16 protein-coding genes and 1 tRNA gene are annotated in these 18,433 nt (G+C 70.4%); 6 read left to right on the forward strand and 11 right to left on the reverse strand.

Going from position 1 to position 18,433, the window contains the following annotated elements:
* Window positions 1-28: 28 nt before the first annotated feature.
* Genes GVL05_RS09025 through GVL05_RS09050 form a run of 6 tightly spaced genes read right to left on the reverse strand, consistent with a single transcriptional unit; the run spans window position 29 to window position 7,290 of the window.
* Window positions 29-1,810 carry a serine/threonine-protein kinase gene (locus GVL05_RS09025; protein WP_159572922.1) on the reverse strand — a complete coding sequence of 594 codons (1,782 nt, stop codon included), beginning with the start codon at window positions 1,808-1,810 and terminating at the stop codon, window positions 29-31.
* A complete protein-coding gene (locus tag GVL05_RS09030) occupies window positions 1,807-3,261 on the reverse strand; it encodes a penicillin-binding protein 2 (RefSeq protein WP_159572924.1) in 1,455 nt (484 codons plus the stop codon). Before GVL05_RS09030 ends, GVL05_RS09025 begins: the two co-directional genes overlap by 4 nt.
* Entirely contained in the window at window positions 3,258-4,700 is a 1,443-nt protein-coding gene (locus tag GVL05_RS09035; protein WP_159572926.1) for an FtsW/RodA/SpoVE family cell cycle protein, read from the reverse strand. Before GVL05_RS09035 ends, GVL05_RS09030 begins: the two co-directional genes overlap by 4 nt.
* On the reverse strand, window positions 4,697-6,055 hold the full coding sequence (locus tag GVL05_RS09040; RefSeq protein WP_159572928.1) for a Stp1/IreP family PP2C-type Ser/Thr phosphatase: 1,359 nt from the start codon (window positions 6,053-6,055) through the stop codon (window positions 4,697-4,699). Before GVL05_RS09040 ends, GVL05_RS09035 begins: the two co-directional genes overlap by 4 nt.
* A 6-nt stretch (window positions 6,056-6,061) precedes the next feature.
* Complete coding sequence (locus GVL05_RS09045) at window positions 6,062-6,613, reverse strand: FHA domain-containing protein (protein ID WP_159572930.1); 552 nt, start codon at window positions 6,611-6,613, stop codon at window positions 6,062-6,064.
* The gene (locus tag GVL05_RS09050; RefSeq protein WP_123292929.1) at window positions 6,610-7,290 is read right to left on the reverse strand and encodes a DUF3662 and FHA domain-containing protein; all 681 of its coding nucleotides are present in this window, start codon (window positions 7,288-7,290) and stop codon (window positions 6,610-6,612) included. Before GVL05_RS09050 ends, GVL05_RS09045 begins: the two co-directional genes overlap by 4 nt.
* A gap of 86 nt (window positions 7,291-7,376) precedes the next feature.
* Between GVL05_RS09050 and GVL05_RS09055 the strand changes: the two genes are divergently transcribed.
* A tRNA-Leu gene (locus tag GVL05_RS09055) sits at window positions 7,377-7,463 on the forward strand.
* Window positions 7,464-7,549: 86 nt separating this feature from the next.
* On the opposite strand, the gene GVL05_RS09060 is transcribed toward GVL05_RS09055, so the two are convergent.
* Window positions 7,550-8,029, reverse strand: coding sequence for a hypothetical protein (locus GVL05_RS09060; protein WP_159572932.1), 480 nt, complete (start codon window positions 8,027-8,029; stop codon window positions 7,550-7,552).
* Window positions 8,030-8,087: 58 nt separating this feature from the next.
* Between GVL05_RS09060 and GVL05_RS09065 the strand changes: the two genes are divergently transcribed.
* Entirely contained in the window at window positions 8,088-8,789 is a 702-nt protein-coding gene (locus GVL05_RS09065; protein WP_111083700.1) for an NUDIX domain-containing protein, read from the forward strand.
* Here the strand turns inward: GVL05_RS09065 and GVL05_RS09070 are convergent.
* Both GVL05_RS09070 and GVL05_RS09075 read right to left on the reverse strand, forming a co-directional pair.
* Window positions 8,772-9,389, reverse strand: coding sequence for a TetR/AcrR family transcriptional regulator (locus tag GVL05_RS09070; protein WP_159572934.1), 618 nt, complete (start codon window positions 9,387-9,389; stop codon window positions 8,772-8,774). The two genes, GVL05_RS09065 and GVL05_RS09070, sit on opposite strands and share 18 nt — an antisense overlap.
* Window positions 9,390-9,409: 20 nt before the next feature.
* On the reverse strand, window positions 9,410-10,945 hold the full coding sequence (locus GVL05_RS09075) for a PucR family transcriptional regulator (protein ID WP_159572936.1): 1,536 nt from the start codon (window positions 10,943-10,945) through the stop codon (window positions 9,410-9,412).
* 92 nt (window positions 10,946-11,037) lie between these two features.
* Between GVL05_RS09075 and gabT the strand changes: the two genes are divergently transcribed.
* From gabT to GVL05_RS09095, 4 genes are read left to right on the forward strand one after another with little or no spacing between them, the layout of a single operon-like run.
* Window positions 11,038-12,399 carry a 4-aminobutyrate--2-oxoglutarate transaminase gene (gene gabT, locus GVL05_RS09080; protein ID WP_123937131.1) on the forward strand — a complete coding sequence of 454 codons (1,362 nt, stop codon included), beginning with the start codon at window positions 11,038-11,040 and terminating at the stop codon, window positions 12,397-12,399.
* Window positions 12,396-13,928 carry an NAD-dependent succinate-semialdehyde dehydrogenase gene (locus tag GVL05_RS09085; RefSeq protein ID WP_159572938.1) on the forward strand — a complete coding sequence of 511 codons (1,533 nt, stop codon included), beginning with the start codon at window positions 12,396-12,398 and terminating at the stop codon, window positions 13,926-13,928. The genes gabT and GVL05_RS09085 overlap by 4 nt, the downstream gene beginning before the upstream one ends.
* Entirely contained in the window at window positions 13,925-15,313 is a 1,389-nt protein-coding gene (locus tag GVL05_RS09090; protein WP_159572951.1) for an NAD(P)/FAD-dependent oxidoreductase, read from the forward strand. Before GVL05_RS09085 ends, GVL05_RS09090 begins: the two co-directional genes overlap by 4 nt.
* A gap of 36 nt (window positions 15,314-15,349) precedes the next feature.
* Window positions 15,350-15,511, forward strand: a complete 162-nt coding sequence (locus GVL05_RS09095; RefSeq protein WP_159572952.1) for a hypothetical protein — start codon at window positions 15,350-15,352, stop codon at window positions 15,509-15,511.
* Window positions 15,512-15,595: 84 nt separating this feature from the next.
* Here GVL05_RS09095 and GVL05_RS09100 read toward each other — a convergent pair whose 3' ends face one another.
* Together GVL05_RS09100 and GVL05_RS09105 are read right to left on the reverse strand one after the other, a co-directional pair.
* The gene (locus GVL05_RS09100) at window positions 15,596-16,960 is read right to left on the reverse strand and encodes an NAD-dependent succinate-semialdehyde dehydrogenase (protein WP_159572953.1); all 1,365 of its coding nucleotides are present in this window, start codon (window positions 16,958-16,960) and stop codon (window positions 15,596-15,598) included.
* Window positions 16,961-16,979: 19 nt separating this feature from the next.
* Window positions 16,980-18,401: an APC family permease gene (locus GVL05_RS09105; RefSeq protein ID WP_123937135.1), complete on the reverse strand. Its 1,422-nt coding sequence runs from the start codon at window positions 18,399-18,401 to the stop codon at window positions 16,980-16,982.
* Window positions 18,402-18,433: the final 32 nt, after the last annotated feature.

The following is an 18,433-nucleotide window of genomic DNA, read 5'->3' on the forward strand; positions in this document are numbered from 1 at the left end:
GTGTCGACAGTCCCCGTCCGGGGGTCGTTCAGTTGCCGTCCATCGGGGTCTCGGTGGGGTTGGTCCCGTCGGTGGGGTCCGTGGTGTCGCCCGGATCCGTCTCGTCCGCCGTCCAGGTCGCCGTCGCAGCGTCCGAGCCGGGCGACTTCGGCAGGGTGTTGCCGTTGGAGCCGCAGGTGACCGAGTACACGAAGGTGACGGGGGTGTCCACGGCGTCTGCCTGGATGGTCACCGCCGTCGACGAGATCGTGCCCGAGGTCGCACCGGACGCGTCCTTGCCGTTCTTCGCGACCCAGGTGTACGTCGAGACCGTGTACCCGACGGGGCACTCGGACGCCTGCCAACTGAACAGGACCGAGCCGTCGGACGACACGGTGCCGGCCTTCGCTGCGGCGGGCTTCGCCACGGACGGCGGCGTCGTGTACTGCCGGATGGTCACCAGCGAGCCCTGCAGGACGCTGCCCGTCGGCGTGATCGACTGCACCGTGTTGGCCTGGTCGGCGTTCGGTGCGGCGTCGCCGTCCTCGACCGCCGTCTGGAAGCCGAGGCTCTGGAGCTGGGACTCGGCTTCGGCGGTGGACATGCCGACGTACTCGTCGTTGCTCAGCGTGACGCGGGTCTCGGTGGGCGAGGGCGTCGGAGTCGGGGTCGGCGTCTGCGAGGGGCGCGGGCTCTTCGAGACGGACCTGGACGGCGACGGACTCGGATCGGCGGAACCGTTCAGCGCGAACGCGCCGATGACGGCGGCGATCGCGAGCACCACGACGACACCCACGACCCACCAGATCCAGGCGCGCTTCTTCTTCGGCTCCTCGGCCTCGTCGTTCGACGGGGACACCGGTGCGCCGGGTCCGCCGGCGCCCGCGGCTGCCGCGCCCGACTGGGTGCCGAGCAGTGCCGTGGCGGCGTCGTTGCCCTGACCCTGCGGCGGGTTGAACGCGACGGTGCCACCCTGCGCGATGGCGGGGACGGCGACGGTGGCCGCTGCGACGTCACCACGACGGAGCGCCTGTGCGGCGCGCGCGAGGTTGGCGGCGGTGGCGGGACGATCGGCGGGCTTCTTCGCGATGCACGAGATCACGAGGGCTGCGACGGGTTCGGGGATGTCCCCGGGCAACGCCGGCGGCTGCTCGTTGATGTGCGCCATCGCGATCGCGACCTGCGACTCACCCGTGAAGGGACGACGACCCGCGAGGGCCTCGTACGCGACGATGCCGAGGGAGTAGATGTCGGTCGACGGCGACGCCGGGTGCCCGCTCGCCTGCTCGGGCGAGAGGTACTGCACGGTGCCCATGACCTGGCCGGTCGCGGTGAGCGGGACCTGGTCGGCGATGCGCGCGATGCCGAAGTCGGTGATCTTGACGCGGCCGTCCGGCGTGATGAGCAGGTTGCCGGGCTTGATGTCGCGGTGCACCAGACCGACCGCGTGTGCGGCCTGCAGGGCGTTCGCGGTCTGCGCGACGATGTCCAGGACCTTGTCGACGGGCAGCGTGTGCTCGCGCTCGATCATGGTCGACAGCGCTTCGCCGGGGACGAGCTCCATCACGAGGTAGGCGCTGCCGTCCTCTTCGCCGTAGTCGAAGACGTTGGCGATGCCCTCGTGGTTGACGAGCGCAGCGTGGCGGGCCTCGGCGCGGAAGCGCTCGAGGAACCCGGGGTCGCCGAGGTACTCGTCCTTGAGGATCTTGAGTGCGACGGTTCGGCCGATGACGAGGTCGGTGGCCTGCCACACCTCTCCCATGCCGCCGATGGCGACCCGGGACGAGAGCTGGTACCGCCCACCGAAGGTGAGTCCGCTGGTGGGTCTCATTTGTTCAGCACCGCCTCCATGACTTTCTTCGCGACCGGGGCCGCGACTGTGTTGCCGACTCCCGACTGACCGAGCCCGCCGCCGTCTCCGACGACGACCGCCACGGCGACCTCCGGGTCCTTCGCGGGCGCGAACCCGGTGAACCAGAGCGTGTAGGGATCGCCTGTTCCGCCCTCGGCCGTGCCCGTCTTCCCTGCGACGTCGACACCGTCGATCTTGGCATTCGTTCCGGTCCCGGCGTTCACGACGCTCTGCATGGCCTCGGTGAGGTCAGCGGACTCGGAGGACGACAGCGGATCACTGTACTGCCTCGGGGAGAAGGACTCGACCGTCTTCAGGTCGCTCGTGGTGATCGAGTCGACGAGCGAGGGCTGCATGACCTTGCCGCCGTTCGCGATGCCGGCCGACACCATGGCCATCTGCAGCGGGGACACCCGGACGCTCGCCTGGCCGAAGGCGCTGAGCATGAGCTGCGCGGTGGAGTCGACCTCGGGGTACTGGCTGGCGGTCGCGGACATCGGGACCTCGATGGCGTCACCGAAGCCGTACTTGTCGGCCATGCTCTTGATCGCGTCGTACCCGAGCTTCTGTCCGAGCTCGGCGAACGGGATGTTGCACGAGTACTGGATGGCCGTGCGGAGCTTGACCTTGTCGCCGCCGCCGCACGTGCCGCCCTCGGCGTTGTTGATGTACGAGCTCGTGCCGGGGAGCTGCAGCCGCGACGGGTTCGGGAACGTCGAGTCGAGGTTGTACTTGCCGCCCTCGAGCGCCGCTGATGCCACGACGAGCTTGAAGACGGATCCGGGCGTGTACAGGTCGCCGCCGATCGCGCGGTTCTGCAGCGGGGACGACGAGGCGCCGAGCAGGGCGTCGTACTGCTCCTTGACCTTCGCGGTGTCGTGCGAGGTGAGGGTGTTCGGGTCGTAGCTCGGCTTCGAGACCATCGCGAGGATCTTGCCGGTCTTCGGCTGGATGGCGACGACGGCACCGCTGTTCGTGCCGAGGGCTTCGTACGCAGCCTGCTGCACGGCGGGGTCGATCGTCAGGTTGACGTTGTCGCCCTGGACGTCCTGACCGGTGAGGATCGAGTTGAGGTTCTGGAAGAACGAGGCGTCCGAGTTGCCGGACAGCACGGTGTTCTCCGCGCTCTCGATGCCGGTGTTGCCCTGGCCGATGGTGAAGTACCCGGTGACCGCCGAGTACAGCTCACCGTTCGTGTACTTGCGCTGGTACTCGTACTGGTCGTCCACGGGGGTCGACTCGGCGATCGGGCTGCCCCCGACGAGGATCGCACCGCGCTTGGTCGAGTAACTGTCCAAGATGGTGCGTGAGTTGCGGGAATCGGCGCGGAGGGAGTCCGCCGAGAAGAACTGGATGGACGTCGTCGACACGAAGAGTGCGACGAACATGAGCACGATGACGGTCGAGACACCGCGGAGCTGTCGGTTCATCGACGACGCTCCTTCCTGGTCGCGCGCGCGGACCGCCCGCTCGCGGCGGGGATCGCGCCCTGCTGGACGCGTTGTTCGGCTGGGATGGCATCGGTGAGTCGCAGCAGCATCGCGGCGATGATCCAGTTGGCGATGAGCGAGGAACCACCCGCGGCCATGAACGGTGTGGTCAGGCCGGTCACCGGGATCACGCGGGTGATGCCACCGACGACGACGAACACCTGCAGGGCGATCACGAAGCCGAAGCCGACGCCGAGCAGCTTGCCGAAGTCGTCCTGTGCCATGAACCCGACACGGATGCCGCGCGAGGCCAGCACGATGAAGAGCGCCAGGATCGCGAAGACGCCGATCAGGCCGAGCTCCTCGCCCAGCGAGGCGATGATGTAGTCCGCGTTGGCGACGGGCGTGATGTACGGGCGCCCCTGACCCAGCCCGGTGCCGGTGATGCCGCCGTTCGCGAAGCCGAAGAGCCCCTGCACGAGCTGGTAGCTCGCCTGGGTGTCGCGACTGAAGACCTCTTGGTTGAACGGGTCGAGCCACTGCTCGAACCGGCCGTGCACGTACTCGAGGACGCTCTGCGCGACGAGGGCACCGCCGACGAACAGCACGAGGCCGATGGCCACCCAGCTGATGCGCGCGGTCGCGACGTAGATCATCACGAGGAACAGGCCGAAGTACAGCAGCGCCGTGCCGAGGTCGCGCTGGAAGACGAGGACGGCCATCGCGGCGCCCCACATCACCAGGATCGGGCCGAGGTCGCGGGCACGCGGGAACGTCATGCCGAGGAACTTCTTGCCGACGATCGACAGCGAGTCGCGGGCGGTCACCAGGTAGCCGGCGAAGAACAGGGCCATGGTGATCTTCGCGAGCTCACCGGGCTGGAACGAGAACGGTCCGACGCGGATCCAGACCCGCGCTCCGCCGGGTGCGTAGCCGATGCCCGGGAGCATCGGCAGCAGCAGCAGCGCGATCGTCAGGAACATGAAGATGTAGCGGTACCGCTGCAGGAACCGGTGGTTCCGCACCAGCAGCAGCGTGATGATCGCCAGGACCATCGCGAGCATCGTCCAGACGATCTGCTTCACACCGATGGCGTCCCAGCCGGTCAGGCCGTTGTGGACGTCGATGCGGTAGATCTCCGCGATGCCGATGCCGTTCAGCACGAGTGCGATCGGCAGGACGAACGGGTCGGCGTTCTTCGCGACGACCCGCAGCACGACGTGCATCACGAGCCCGAGCCCGAGGATGCCCGCGCCGACCCACAGCACCGAGGTGTCGAACAGCCGCCCCTTGGTGCCGAGCTGCACGAGGACCATCGCGCCGGCGCAGATGCCGCAGGCGATGACGAGCAGCACGAGCTCGAGGTTCCGAGCACGTGCGGGTTCACGGAGCTTGATCGTGATCGCCTGCGTGAACGACTGGGCGGTGGCGTTGCTCATCGCGAGCCCCGGGTCGGGGTCGGCGTGGGCGTCGACGACCGGGTCGGCGACGGCGAGGGTGACGAGGTGGATCCGCCGTCACCGCCGGTACCGGCTTGGTCTTGCCCGGTCTCGGCGGCCTTGCGCAGTCGGTCGACGATGTCGCGCGCGTCACCGAGCGACTGCGCGTTGATCGTCGAGCGGACGTTCTCGCGGGTGTAGTCCGGCAGCATCGACACCGTGATGTCGGTGTCCTCGTAGACGTCCGACAGCGCCAGTGGTCCGATCGATTGCTGCACGCCCTTGTAGATGGCGACCGTGCCGCGGTCGGTGCCGACGTAGTAGTGGTCCTGGGTGATCCGCCAGCCGAGGAAGACGGCCCCCACCAGGGCGGCGACGGCCACCACGAGCGCGACCGTCCACGAGACCCGACGTCGGATGCGGCGTCGGCGGTCCTCGGCGATGAGTTCGGCGAAGAACTGGTCGGACTCGGGCTCGAAGTGCGAGTCTTCCGGAGCCGTGGTGACCTTGAGCGGGTGCAGCAGGATCGTGGGGAGGCGGATCGGCTTGCGGCCGGTCGACGCCTCGAAGGTCAGGGGAGCGGCCGCGGACCCGACGGTGGTGGCCGCGTCGTCGTCGTCGTCGACCTCGTCCGCGGTGACGTCCATGACGACGACGGTGACGTTGTCGGGGGCGCCGTGGTCGAGGGTCTCCTTGACCAGGCGCTGCGTGACCTGGTTGGCGTCCATGTTCGACGCCAGCGCGTGCCGGATGCGCTCTTCGGCCAGGTACGACGACAGGCCGTCGGAGCACAGCAGCCAGCGGTCGCCCGGCTGGATGTCCATGATCGCGGTGTCGACCTCGGGTGCCGCATCGACGTCGCCGAGCACCCGCATGAGTACCGAGCGACGGGGGTGGACCGCGGCTTCTTCCGGGGTGATCCGGCCGCTGTCGACTAGGCGCTGCACGAAGGTGTGGTCCGACGTGATCTGCTGCAGCTCACCGTCACGGTGGCGGTAGATGCGCGAGTCACCGATGTGCGCGATCGCGATCTGTTCGCCGACCCGGATCATCGCGGACACCGTTGTGCCCATGCCGGTCAGTTCCTGGTGCTCGAAGACCGTCTCGGTGATGAGCTGGTTCGCGGCGATCAGGGCCGACTGCAAGGCGAACTCGGCGTCGTGGGCCGAGGGGAACTCGCGGTCCACCTCCCTGATGCGCCGGATCGCGATCGCCGAGGCGACGTCGCCGCCGGCGTGCCCACCCATGCCGTCCGCGACCGCGAACAGGTGCGCCCCGGCGTAGCCGGAGTCCTGGTTGTTCGCGCGGATGCGGCCCACGTGGGACACAGCGGCGCTCAACGTGCGAGCGGTCATGCCGGGTTACCGCCGCAGCTCGAACGTCGTCGTCCCGATCGTGATCGGCGTGCGCTCCGCGACGATCAGGGGAGCGCTCACCTTCTGACCGTTGACGAAGGTGCCGTTCGTGGACTCGAGGTCGGTGAGGAGCCAGCCGTCGGCGCGCAGGTCGAGCCGGGCGTGGTTGGTCGAGGTGTAGTCGTCGCGGATCACGACGTTGGACTCGCTGGAGCGGCCGATCGTGATCGGCCCGCCGCCGAGCGGCATCTCCATGCCCTCACGCGCACCCTCGGTGATCACGAGGCGCACCGCTGCCGGCGAGGGCGACTGCGTCGCCGCCGTGGGTTGCCCGATCAGGTCGGTGAACGCACCACCCGAGGCCGCTGCCGGCGCCGCCGCTGCGGGGATCGTCGGGGTCGTCGGGCCGGAGGGAGCCGACTTGGGATCCGTGGGGATCGTGCGCACGCGCTGGCCGAAGAGATCACTGCGCAGGGCGAAGACGATCACGAAGACGAACAGCCAGAGCACCGCGAGGAACGCGAAGCGCAGGACGAGCAGGGTCAGGCCTGTGGTCATCGAGCACCTCCGTCGTTCTCCGGGATCACCCGGAACACCATACGGGTACGACCGATCTCGATGGTGGAGTCCGGCTCCACGATCGCCTGTTGGAAGTGCTGTCCGTTCAGCTTCGAGCCGTTCGTCGAGCCCAGATCCGTGGCCTGGGCGTGCTTGCCGTCCCACAGGACCTCCACGTGCTTCCGGCTCGTCCCGGTGTCCGCGATGGTGATGTCGGCGTCACTGCCACGGCCGATCACGGTGCGTCCGCGCTGCAGGCGGTGGCGCTGCGAGCCGATGTCGAGCACGGCGATCCAGGCGACATCGCGCTGCACCGTGGTGGAGTCGATCTGCAGGATGCCGGTCGACAGGGTGCCGTCCTGCTGCAGCCGGATGGTGACCGGTCCGGAGAACGAGTAGTTCTGCGCGACGGCGTGCTGGTGGGCCATCTGCGTGAGTTCGTCGATGAGCGGACGACCGACGTCGTTCATGCGCGTGAAGTCCGGCGGTGCGAGGCGCACGGTGAACTCGTTCGGCACGAGGATGCGCTCTCGCGACACCACGGCGGCCTTCGTGTCGAGCTCACGGCGCAGGGCGCTGGAGATCTCGACCGGCTGCACACCGGAGCGGAAGGTCTTCGCGAACGCGCCGTTCACGGCGCGCTCCAGCCCTCGCTCGAAGTTGTCCAGCAGGCCCATGTGTCTCCAGAGTCGTCGGTCGTCAACCACTGCATGGTAGTGGTTGGCGCAGGGGGCAGTCTGTGCGTGGTAGTGTTTTGGGGCTGGCGCGAGTGGCGGAATTGGTAGACGCGCACGGTTCAGGTCCGTGTGCTGGAAACGGCGTGGGGGTTCAAGTCCCCCCTCGCGCACCAGGCGAAACAGCGAAAGGCCCCGGAGGAATCCGGGGCCTTTCGTGTTCTTCCAGGACGTACCGGAGCGGCCGTCGCCGGTGGGCGGATCAGGCCCGATCGCCGTCCGTCGCGTGGTCGGGATCCGGCCAGGAGGCGCGGCTCGACCCCGACACGCCGGGTCCGGAGATCCCGTGGTCGGTTCTTCCCGCATCGCTCGGTGCGAAGAACGGGCGCGCGCTGGGCAGGAAGAGGAGGACCGCGGCGACGACCGACAGCGCGATCGTCAGGAGTCCGAGTTCGCCGCTCGTGAGGCTGAGCACCGCACGGGCCGCGGCGATGACGACCAGCGCGATGCGTGCCACCCGCGAACCGGCGGCCGTGCGGACGACCGCCCACCCGACGAGTCCCCAGACCACGATGGCGACGAGCACCGTCAGGACCGTGCCGATGGCGTTGCCGCCCGTTCCCGCCACGAACTGCAGGACGGTCGCCACCAGGCAGACCGCGACCCAGACGAGCCAGAGCACGAACGACACGGTGACGACCTGCGGTCGGTCCGGGCGACGGGTGAACGGTGTCCTGGTCATGGCTGCACGGTACCGGGCGGGCAGGTCGTGCGAGCAGCCGCCCCGCTAGCGTGACCAGGTGACCGATGATCGTGCTGCAGCCCCTCGTCCCGGTGTCGACGTCCCCGATGCCCGTGGGCGGACCGGACTCGACGCCGTCGGCCGTGACCTCGACCGCAACCCCGACGTCGTCGTGCGGGACGTCGAGGTCGTGTCGGACGGCTGGCACGTGCTCCGTCGCACCACGCTCGACGTCCGGCGCCGGGACGGCCGGTGGGACCGGCAGCAGCGCGAGACCTACGACCGGGGGAACGGCGCCACGGTGCTGCCGTACGACGCCGAGCGCGGCACCGTCCTGCTCACCCGGCAGTTCCGGTGGCCGGCGTACGTGAACGGGCACCCGGACGGGATGCTCATCGAGGCTGCGGCGGGGCTGCTCGACGAGGACGACCCCGAGACCGCCGTCCGCCGCGAGGCCGCCGAAGAGCTCGGCATCCGGCTGGGCGACCTGGTGCGCGTCGGCGACGTCTTCATGAGCCCCGGTTCGGTCACCGAGCGTGTCCACTTCTACGTCGGTGCCTACACACCGGCGGACCGGGTCGAGGCGGGCGGCGGGGTCGAGGACGAGGGCGAGGACATCGAGGTGCTCGAGCTGGCACTCGACGAGGCCCTCGCGATGGTCGAGGACGGCCGGATCGCCGACGGCAAGACGATCATGCTGCTGCAGTGGGTGGCACTGCGGTCAGTGGCACCGCGGCGGGTGTCACCCCGACAGGGCTGAGCCGTCCAGGCCCACCGCTCGGGCGATCGTCGTGCGGACCAGGCCCTCGCGGGTCGGTCGGTCGAGGTAGTCGACCAGGGCGTACCCGTTGGTGGCGTCGACGAGCGCGAAGAGCAGGCGTCCCACGCCGTCCGGGTCGTCGGTCCGCAGCACGCCCGCGCGCACCCCGTCGACGACGACCGTGGTCGCGAGGAGCTGCCAGTCGTCCATGACGTCCCGTGCCGCGGTCGCCAGCGCCGCGTTCGTGCGGCCGATGCTCCACGCGTCGGCCCACAGGGTGGCGACGTCGTCGCGCGCGGGATCGGCGATGCAGCCGAGCAGGGTGCGGAGGCCGGAGACGGGTTCGGGCGCAGCGCCGACGATCGCGCGGACCTCGGCGACCTCGGCTGCCGCGACGGTGCGGAACGTCTCGCCGACCAGGTCCTCCATGCTCGGGCGGTAGTGGGCGACGAGCGACGGCGCGACCCCGATCACGGCGGCGACCCCGCGGAGCGTCACCGCCGCGAGGCCCTCGGCGCGCGCCAGGTCGACGGCGGCCGACGTGATCTGGGATCCGCGTTCGGCCGGGCTGAGGCGCCGGCGGGCCGGTGTCGACGGCATCGTCCCACCGTATCCGCGGGTCACGCGCCCTCGACGACGAAGGCCGCCCACAGGTCGGCACGGGTCGCGAAGACGGTGAGGTCGCGGTCGAGGAGCCGGCCGGCGTGCTCGACCCGGGAGCGTGCGGTGTGGCGGTGGATGCCGAGCACCTGGGCGGCGCGGTCGTACTCGCAGTTCTGCTCGAGCCAGGCGCGGACGGTGCGGGTGAGCTCGGTGCCCGCCGACCGGTCGTGTTCGAGCAGGGGAGCGAGGAACGCGCGGGCGACGGCTCCGGCGTCGACGTCCACGTGGGCCAGGTGTGCGAGGACGCCTTCCCGGGCGAGGTCGCCGAACTCGGTCGTGCCCGGTCGTCCTTCGCGCCGACGGTCCAGGGCCTGCACGGCCTCGGTGCGAGCGCGGCCGAACGACCGGTAGGCGGCACCGTCCGACAGGCCGGCCCGCAGGTCGAAGCGCCCGACCAGTTCCTCGACGATCGCGGTGCCGTCGGCGCTCACGCACAGGAAGAGGGCGTCGTCGACGGCGAAGAAGAGCTGTCCGGGCCGGTCCTGCACCCACAGTTCGAGCAGGTCGACGACGGTGTCGAGGTCGTGGTCGTCGACGTCGATGGCCGCGATCCGGACGGGTTCGGCGGGCAGGGGACCCCACACCTCGCGCGACGTCGACTGGACCACCTCCGGATCGCCGACCGAGAGCATGGTGAGGAGGCCGGTGCGCAGGAGCCCGCGTGCCCGGGCCAGCTCACGGTTCTGCTGCAGCGCGAGTCCGGCGAGGGCGATGACGGACGTCACCACCTCACGACCGGCGCGGTCGAGCGCACCGCCGTTCGCGATCGCGAGCACGCCGCTCAGGTGGCCTCCGCTGCCGAGGGTCTGCAGCGTGAACCCGGTGTGGTGCTCGGTCGTCACCGGCAGGCTCGCCCGCTGTCCCGCGCGCAGCAGGCGCAGCGCCTCGGTCCGGAGCAGCTCGAGGTCCTGCGCGGGCACACCGTCCGCCGGGTGCCCACGGTCCAGCCGCCCCGACACGTCGAAGAGCCCGACCCAGCCGTCGAGCTGCCCGGAGAGCTCGGCGATCGTGGCGCCGAGCCCGTCCGGGCGCATCGCTGCGAGCGAGATCGCCCGCTGTGCGGCGAGGGCCCAGGCGTTCCGGGCGTTCGCGTCGCGGGCGACCGCTTCGGCGTTCGCCTGCGCGACCGCGATGAACGAGGTCTCGTAGGGCACCTCGAACAAGGGGAGTCCGTACAGCGAACAGGCGGCGACGAGGGCGTCCGGGGTGCCGGCGCGGACGACCTCGGTGCCGAACCCGAGTGCGACGACGCCCCGCTCGACGAGTCGGCGGACGTAGGGGCCGGCGACGTCCTCCGGGACCTCGGCCTCGGCGCCGAACTGGGTGCCCGTGGTCAGCAGTCCCTGCCCGTCGGCCAGGAACGGCGTCGGGTCCTCGAGGTCGGAGCTGTGCAGCCACGACAGCGGTGCGTCGAGGGCGTCCGTGTCCGCGTCGGTCAGCGGGCGGAGGCGGAGGTCGGCACGGTGCAACAGGGAACGCAGCGTCGCGGGCATGGGAGCACCTTATCCACCGGGGCGATCGGGCCGGTGCTCGATGTACACGGTGGACAGCCGCCGTGGTCACCGCAGGCTCCTACCATCGCCGCATGTCCTCCACCGCAGCACCCTCGATCAGTGCGCCCACCGGCGGCCCCTCGCTGCCCCAGGAACGACGGCTCGTCACGGCCGTCCCCGGCCCCCGGTCACGCGAGCTCATGGCGCGGAAGGCCGGAGCCGTCGCAGCCGGGGTCGGCGTCGCCGTGCCGATCGCCGTCGTCGCGGCCGGTGGCGGGGTCGTCGTGGACGCGGACGACAACTCGTTCGTCGACCTGGGGTCCGGGATCGCCGTGACCAGCGTCGGCAACGCGCACCCCGCCGTCGTCGCCGCGGTCACCGAGCAGGTCGCTGCCTTCACCCACACGTGCTTCACGATCGCCGCCTACGACGGGTACGTCGCGGTCGCCGAGGCACTCAACCGGCTGACCCCCGGTGACCACGAGAAGCGCACGGCGCTGTTCAACTCCGGCGCCGAGGCCGTCGAGAACGCCGTGAAGATCGCCCGCAAGCACACCGGTCGGCAGGCCGTCGTGGTGTTCGACCACGCGTACCACGGCCGCACGAACCTCACGATGGCGCTCACCGCGAAGAACCAGCCCTACAAGGACGGCTTCGGACCCTTCGCGCCCGAGGTCTACCGGGTGCCGATGTCCTACCCGTTCCACGACGGGCTCTCCGGGCCCGAGGCGGCGAAGCGCGCGATCAGCCAGATCGAGAAGCAGGTCGGCGCGGCGAACACCGCGGCGCTGCTCATCGAGCCGATCCAGGGGGAGGGCGGGTTCGTCGTCCCCGCGCCCGGGTTCCTCACCGCCCTGTCCGAGTGGACCACGGCGAACGGCGTCGTGCTCATCGCCGACGAGGTGCAGACCGGCTTCGCGCGCACCGGGTCGATGTTCGCGAGCGAGCACGAGGGGATCGTGCCGGACGTCGTCACGACCGCGAAGGGCATGGCCGGCGGTCTGCCCCTGTCCGCCGTGACCGGGCGCGCCGAGATCATGGACTCCGCGCACGTCGGCGGGCTCGGCGGCACCTACGGCGGCAACCCGATCGCCTGCGCTGCCGCCCTCGCCGCGATCGACGCGTTCGAGCACGACGGGCTGATCGACCGAGCCCGCGAGATCGGGGACGTGCTGCTCGGACGACTCCGTGCCGCACAGACGACCGACCCGCGGATCGGCGACGTCCGCGGACGCGGCGCGATGGTCGCGATGGAACTCGTGGACCCCGCGACCGGAGAACCGGACGCAGCACTGACCGGGAAGGTGGTGCGGTCCGCGTTCGAGCACGGCGTCATCGCGCTGACCGCCGGCACGTACGGCAACGTCGTCCGGTTCCTGCCCCCACTGTCGATCGACGACGCCCTGCTCCACGAGGGACTCGACGTCGTCCTGGAAGGACTCGCAACAGCATGACCACCGGCACCACCACCGCCCCCGCGGCCGACCGCACCGACGCCGAACGCGAGCTGCTCGCCCGCGTCCCCACGGGCCTCCTGGTCGACGGCGCATGGCAGCCGTCGGCCGACGGCCGGACCTTCGCCGTCGTCGACCCCGCCACCGGCGAGACGCTGCTCGACATCGCCGACGCAACCCCCGAGGACGGTGTCCGAGCGCTCGACGCCGCGGAAGCGGCCAAGACGGGCTGGGCGACCACACCGCCGCGGCACCGCGCCGAGCTGCTGCGTCGCGCGTTCGACCTGCTGCAGGAACGGCGCGAGGAGTTCGCGCTGCTCATGACGCTCGAGATGGGCAAGCCGCTCGCCGAGGCCCGCGGCGAGGTCGCGTACGGCGGGGAGTTCCTGCGCTGGTTCTCGGAGGAAGCGGTCCGGATCGGCGGCTCGTACGGCACCAACCCGGAGGGCACCGGCCGTGCCACCGTCTCCCACAAGCCCGTCGGCACCGCGTTCCTCATCACGCCGTGGAACTTCCCGCTGGCGATGGCGACCCGGAAGATCGCACCGGCGCTCGCCGCCGGGTGCACGGTCGTCGTGAAGCCGGCCGAACTGACGCCGCTCACGACCCTGCTGTTCGTCGACCTGCTGCGCGAGGTCGGTCTGCCCGCCGGGGTGGTCAACGTGGTGCAGACCACGCGGGCCGCCGACGTCTCCGCGCCGGTGATCGCCGACCCCCGGCTCCGGAAGCTGTCCTTCACGGGCTCGACGCCGGTCGGACGCACACTGCTCGCCCAGGCGGCGCAGAACGTGCTCCGGACGAGCATGGAGCTCGGCGGCAACGCCCCGTTCCTGGTGTTCGCCGACGCCGACCTCGACCTGGCCGTGGAGGGCGCGCTCGCCGCCAAGTTCCGCAACACCGGGCAGGCCTGCACCGCCGCGAACCGGTTCCTGGTGCACGAGGACGTCGTCGACGAGTTCACGCGCCGGGTGACCGCACGCGTCGAGGCCATGCGGGTCGGACGCGGCACCGAGGACGGCGTCGCCATCGGACCGCTCATCGACGACCGTGCCGTCGACAAGGCGCACCGCCTGGTCACCGACGCGCTCGACCGCGGGGCGACGCTCCGCACCGGCGGACACCCGGTCGACGGCCCCGGCACCTTCTACGCGCCCACGGTCCTGACCGACGTGCAGCCCGGCAGCGACCTGCTCCGCGACGAGATCTTCGGGCCCGTCCTGGCGATCCGGACGTTCCGGACCGAGGACGAGGCCGTGGGCGCCGCCAACGACACCGAGTACGGTCTGGTCGGCTACGCGTTCACGGAGGACCCGGCCCGCGGCCAGCGCCTGATGGAGCGGCTCGAGACCGGAATGCTCGGACTCAACACCGGTGTCGTCTCGAACGCGTCGGCCCCGTTCGGCGGGGTGAAGCAGTCCGGCCTCGGCCGCGAGGGCGGCGGCGAGGGCATCGCCGAGTACCTCGAGACCATGTACACGCTGACCCCGGACCCGTTCCGGAGCACCACCACCGAAGGAGCAGCACGATGATCGAGAGCGACGTCGTCGTCATCGGAGCCGGTGTCACCGGCCTGACCGCCGCGAACCGCCTGCGCGCCGCAGGACTGACCGTCACGGTGCTCGAGGCGCGCGACCGCGTGGGCGGCCGCACCTGGACGAACGACATCGAGGGGGTCACGCTCGAGATCGGTGGCCAGTGGGTCTCGCCCGACCAGACCGCGCTGCTCGAGACCCTCGACGAACTCGGGCTCGACACGTACGACCGGTACCGCGAGGGCTCGAGCGTCTACGTCGACGCCGAGGGCACCCGCACCGAGTACACCGGCGACATCTTCCCGCTGCCCGAGGCGACGGCGAACGAGATCGAGCGACTCGTGACGGTCGTCGACGAGTACGTCGCGGCGGTCGACCCCGCTCGCCCCTGGGAGTCCCCGCACGCGGCGGCACTCGACGAGGTCTCCTTCCGCGCCTGGCTGCACGCGCTCAGCCCGGACCGCGTCGCCACCGACAACGTCGAACTGTTCATCGCGGGCGCCATGCTCACGAAGCCGGCACACGCGTTCTCGGCACTGCAGGCCCTGCTGATGGCCGCCTCTGCCGGGAGCTTCACGAACCTGGTCGACGCCGACTTCATCCTGGACAAGCGCGTCGTCGGCGGCATGCAGCAGGTGTCCGAACGCCTCGCGGAGCGCCTCGGTGACGCCGTGCACCTGAACGCGCCGGTGCGCACCCTGCGCTGGACCGACGACGGGGTCGTCGCGTTCGCCGACGGCGGTCTCGAAGTCCACGCTCGGCAGGCGCTCGTCGCCGTGCCGCCGCCCCTGTACTCGCGGATCTCGTACGAACCCCCGCTGCCCCGTCGCCAGCACCAGCTGCACCAGCACCTGTCGATGGGCTTCGTCATCAAGGTGCACGCCGTCTACGACCGGCCGTTCTGGCGCGGCGCCGGACTCTCGGGCACCGCGTTCAGCCCGTACGAGGTCGTGCACGAGGCGTACGACAACACCGAGCACGGCTCGGAGCAGGGCACGCTCGTCGGGTTCGTCTCCGATCAGCACGCGGACGACCTGTTCGCGCTGTCGGTCGAGGAGCGGAAGGCCCGAGTGCTCGCATCGCTCGCGCACTACTACGGCGACGAGGCCCTGCGCCCGGTCGTGTACTACGAGAGCGACTGGGGCACCGAGGAGTGGACCCGCGGCGCCTACGCGGCGAGCTTCGACCTGGGCGGGCTCGTCCGCTACGGCGCCGACCAGCGTGCAGCCGTCGGTCCGATCCGGTTCGCGTCGAGCGACCTGGCCGGGCAGGGGTACCAGCACGTCGACGGTGCGGTGCGGATCGGGCGTGAGGTCGCCGACGAGATCCTGGCCGTGACCCCGGTCGCCGCCGGCTCGAGCGCTGCCGCCTCGTCCGTCTGAACGGGTGCAGCGCCGACCGCGCGTAGCGTCCGGGCCATGAGCGACACGACGGCGAACGGATCCAGCGACCCCAGCGAGGCCGAAGCGCAGTACACCGAGGACCTGCCGGACGGGTCGCCCACGGGCGACGCGACGAAGGACCCCGCGCAGGACAGCGACACGGACTCCGGCGGCGAGCCCGCCGACCCGCAGCAGTAGCGGCGACCGACGAGCAGACGGGAGGCACGGTGCCAGCTGGCACCGTGCCTCCCGTCCGTCGTGGAGCCGGGTCCAGAGCGTCCGTCAGCCGATGCGGATCAGCTTCTTGTTGACGAACTCGTCGGCCCCCAGGGGGCCGAGCTCGCGGCCGAAGCCGCTCGCCTTGACGCCGCCGAACGGCAGTTCGGGGCTGTCCGCGCCGACGATGTTGACGTAGACCATGCCGGCCTCGAGCCGGTCCGCGACGCGGAGTGCCTGGTCGGCGTCGGTCGTGAACAGGTACGAGCCGAGGCCGTACGGGGTGTCGTTGGCGAGTGCGACGGCTGCGTCCTCGTCGGCGACGCGGTACACGGCGGCGACGGGGCCGAAGAACTCCTCGCGGTACGCGTCGTTGTCCGGCGTGACGTCGGTGAGGATCGTCGGCACGAAGGCGTTGCCCTGGCGGTCACCACCGGTGACGACGGTCGCACCCTGCGCGACGGCGGACGCGAGCTGCTCCTGCAGCCGGTCCGCGGCGGTCGGGGACGACAGCGGGCCGAGCTCGGCACCGGGCACGGACGGGTCGGTCGGCGAGACCGCGGACATGGCCGTCGTGAACTTCGCCAGGAAGTCGTCGTACAGGTCGTCCACCACCAGGAAGCGCTTCGGGGCGTTGCAGACCTGTCCGTTGCCCTCGAGGCGGGTCGTGACGGCGGACTCGACGACGGAGTCGAGATCGTCGGTGGACAGCACGATGAAGGGGTCCGACCCACCGAGCTCGAGCACGACCTTCGTGAGGTTCCGGCCGGCGATCTCGGCGACGGCGGCACCGGCGCGGGCGGACCCGGTCAGCGAGACGCCCTGCACGCGTGGGTCGGCGATGACGTCGGCGGCCTGGTCGTTCGTCGCGAAGACGTTCGTGTACGCGCCCTCGGGGAACCCGGCGTCGTGGAAGATCCGCTCGATCGCCAGGGCCGACTCGGGGCACTGCGGTGCGTGCTTGAGCAGGACCGTGTTGCCGATGAGCAGGTTCGGGCCGGCGAACCGGGCGATCTGGTAGGCGGGGAAGTTCCACGGCATGATGCCGAGCAGCACGCCGATCGACGACTTCCGGATGAAGGCGCTGCCCTCGGAGCCGTCGGCCAAGGTGATCGGCTGGTCGGCGAGGAACTCTTCGGCGTGGTCGGCGTAGTAGTCGTAGATGTCGGCGCAGAAGTCCACCTCGCCCTCGGCCTGGTCGATCGGCTTCGCCATCTCGCGCACGATCGTGGCGGCGAGGTCGGCGTGACGCTCCCGGTACAGGTCCGCGACGCGGTGGAGCAGGGTCGCGCGGTCGGCGACGGTGCTGGTGCGGCCCCACTCGCCGTGGGTCTGGTGGGCGGTGGTGACGGCGGCGCGCAGCTCGTCGTCGGTGATGGTCGGGAACGTCTCGAGGGTCGTGCCCGTGGTGGGGTCGGTGACGGCGTACATGGCGTCCTCTCGTGGTGGGTCAGGCCTGGTCGGTCAGCTGCTTGTTGACGCCGGTGACCGGCTGGTTCTCGTCGAAGCTCTTCGGCAGCACCCGGAAGCCCTTCGTGATGACGAGCAGGTAGGCGAAGCCGATCGCAGCCCACACTCCTCCTGCGATCAGTGCGTCGGCGTGGAGCTGCGACCAGAGCACCCCCGTCAGGACCATCGCGAGGCCGGGCAGGACGATGTACTTCCACCGGTCACCCGCGGTGTGGCGGCGGCCCTGCCGGACGGCGAAGTGCACGATGACGCTCGCGTTGACGAAGGTGAAGGCGACGAGCGCGCCGAAGTTGATGTACGACGAGATGGTGTCGAGCGAGAAGCTCATCGCGAGCAGCGTGACCGCCCCGACGAAGACCACGTTGAACACCGGGGTGTGCGTGCGCGGGTTGACGTAGCCGAACACCCGCTTCGGCAGGACGTTGTTCCGACCCATCACCATGAGCATGCGGGCGACGCTCGCGTGCGAGGCGAGCCCCGACGCCAACGCGGCGACGAACCCGGCCGACACCAGGACCGCCTGGAACACCGGGCCACCGACGAGCAGGCCGATCTGGGGGAGCGGGTCGTCGGTGAACTCGCCGAACGGGGTGTTCGTCGGGAACCGCAGCTGCGCGAAGTACGCGGACACCAGGAAGATCGCGCCGCCGAGCAGCACCGTCAGCATGATCGCCTTCGGCATGATCCGGATCGACTTCGCCTCTTCCGTGTACATCGTCACGGCGTCGAAGCCGATGAACGAGAAGCAGACCACCGTCGCACCGGTGAGCAGGGCGGACATCGTCACGCCGTCGTGCACGAACGGCTCGGTGCTCGCGATCGTGCCGGCGCCGGCACCGTGGACGAGTTCGATGACGGTGAAGACCACGAACGCGATCATCGCCAGGATCGCGCCGATGAGCAGCACCATGTTGAGGTTCGACGTGCCACGCATCGACAGGCAGATCACCGTCGTCACGAACACCGTGTAGACGACGACCGTCACCCACGACGGCAGTGCCGGGAACACCTGCTCCAGGTAGAGCCGGATGATCAGGGCGTTCACCATCGGCAGCAGCAGGTAGTCGAGCAGGGACGCCCAGCCGACCATGAACCCGAGGTTCGGGTGCATCGACTCCCGCACGTACGTGTAGGCCGAACCGGCTGCCGGGTAGACCCGGACCATCTTCCCGTAGCTGATCGCCGTCAGGGCCATGATGACCAGCGCGATCAGGTACGCGCTCGGCACGGCGCCGTCGGTCTGCCCGGAGACGATGCCGAAGGTGTCGAACACCACCGTCGGGGTCATGTAGCCGAGGCCCAGGCCGACGATCGCCCAGAGTCCGAGGCTCCGCTTCAGGGAACCGCCGCGCGCAGGTGTTGCCGGTGCTGTCGGTGTGGGGACCGCGGTCGGTGATGCCATGTGCGTGGACTTCCCTGCTGGGTCGGAGGTGG

Source organism: Curtobacterium sp. 18060, assembly GCF_902706105.1.
Lineage (GTDB): Bacteria > Actinomycetota > Actinomycetes > Actinomycetales > Microbacteriaceae > Curtobacterium.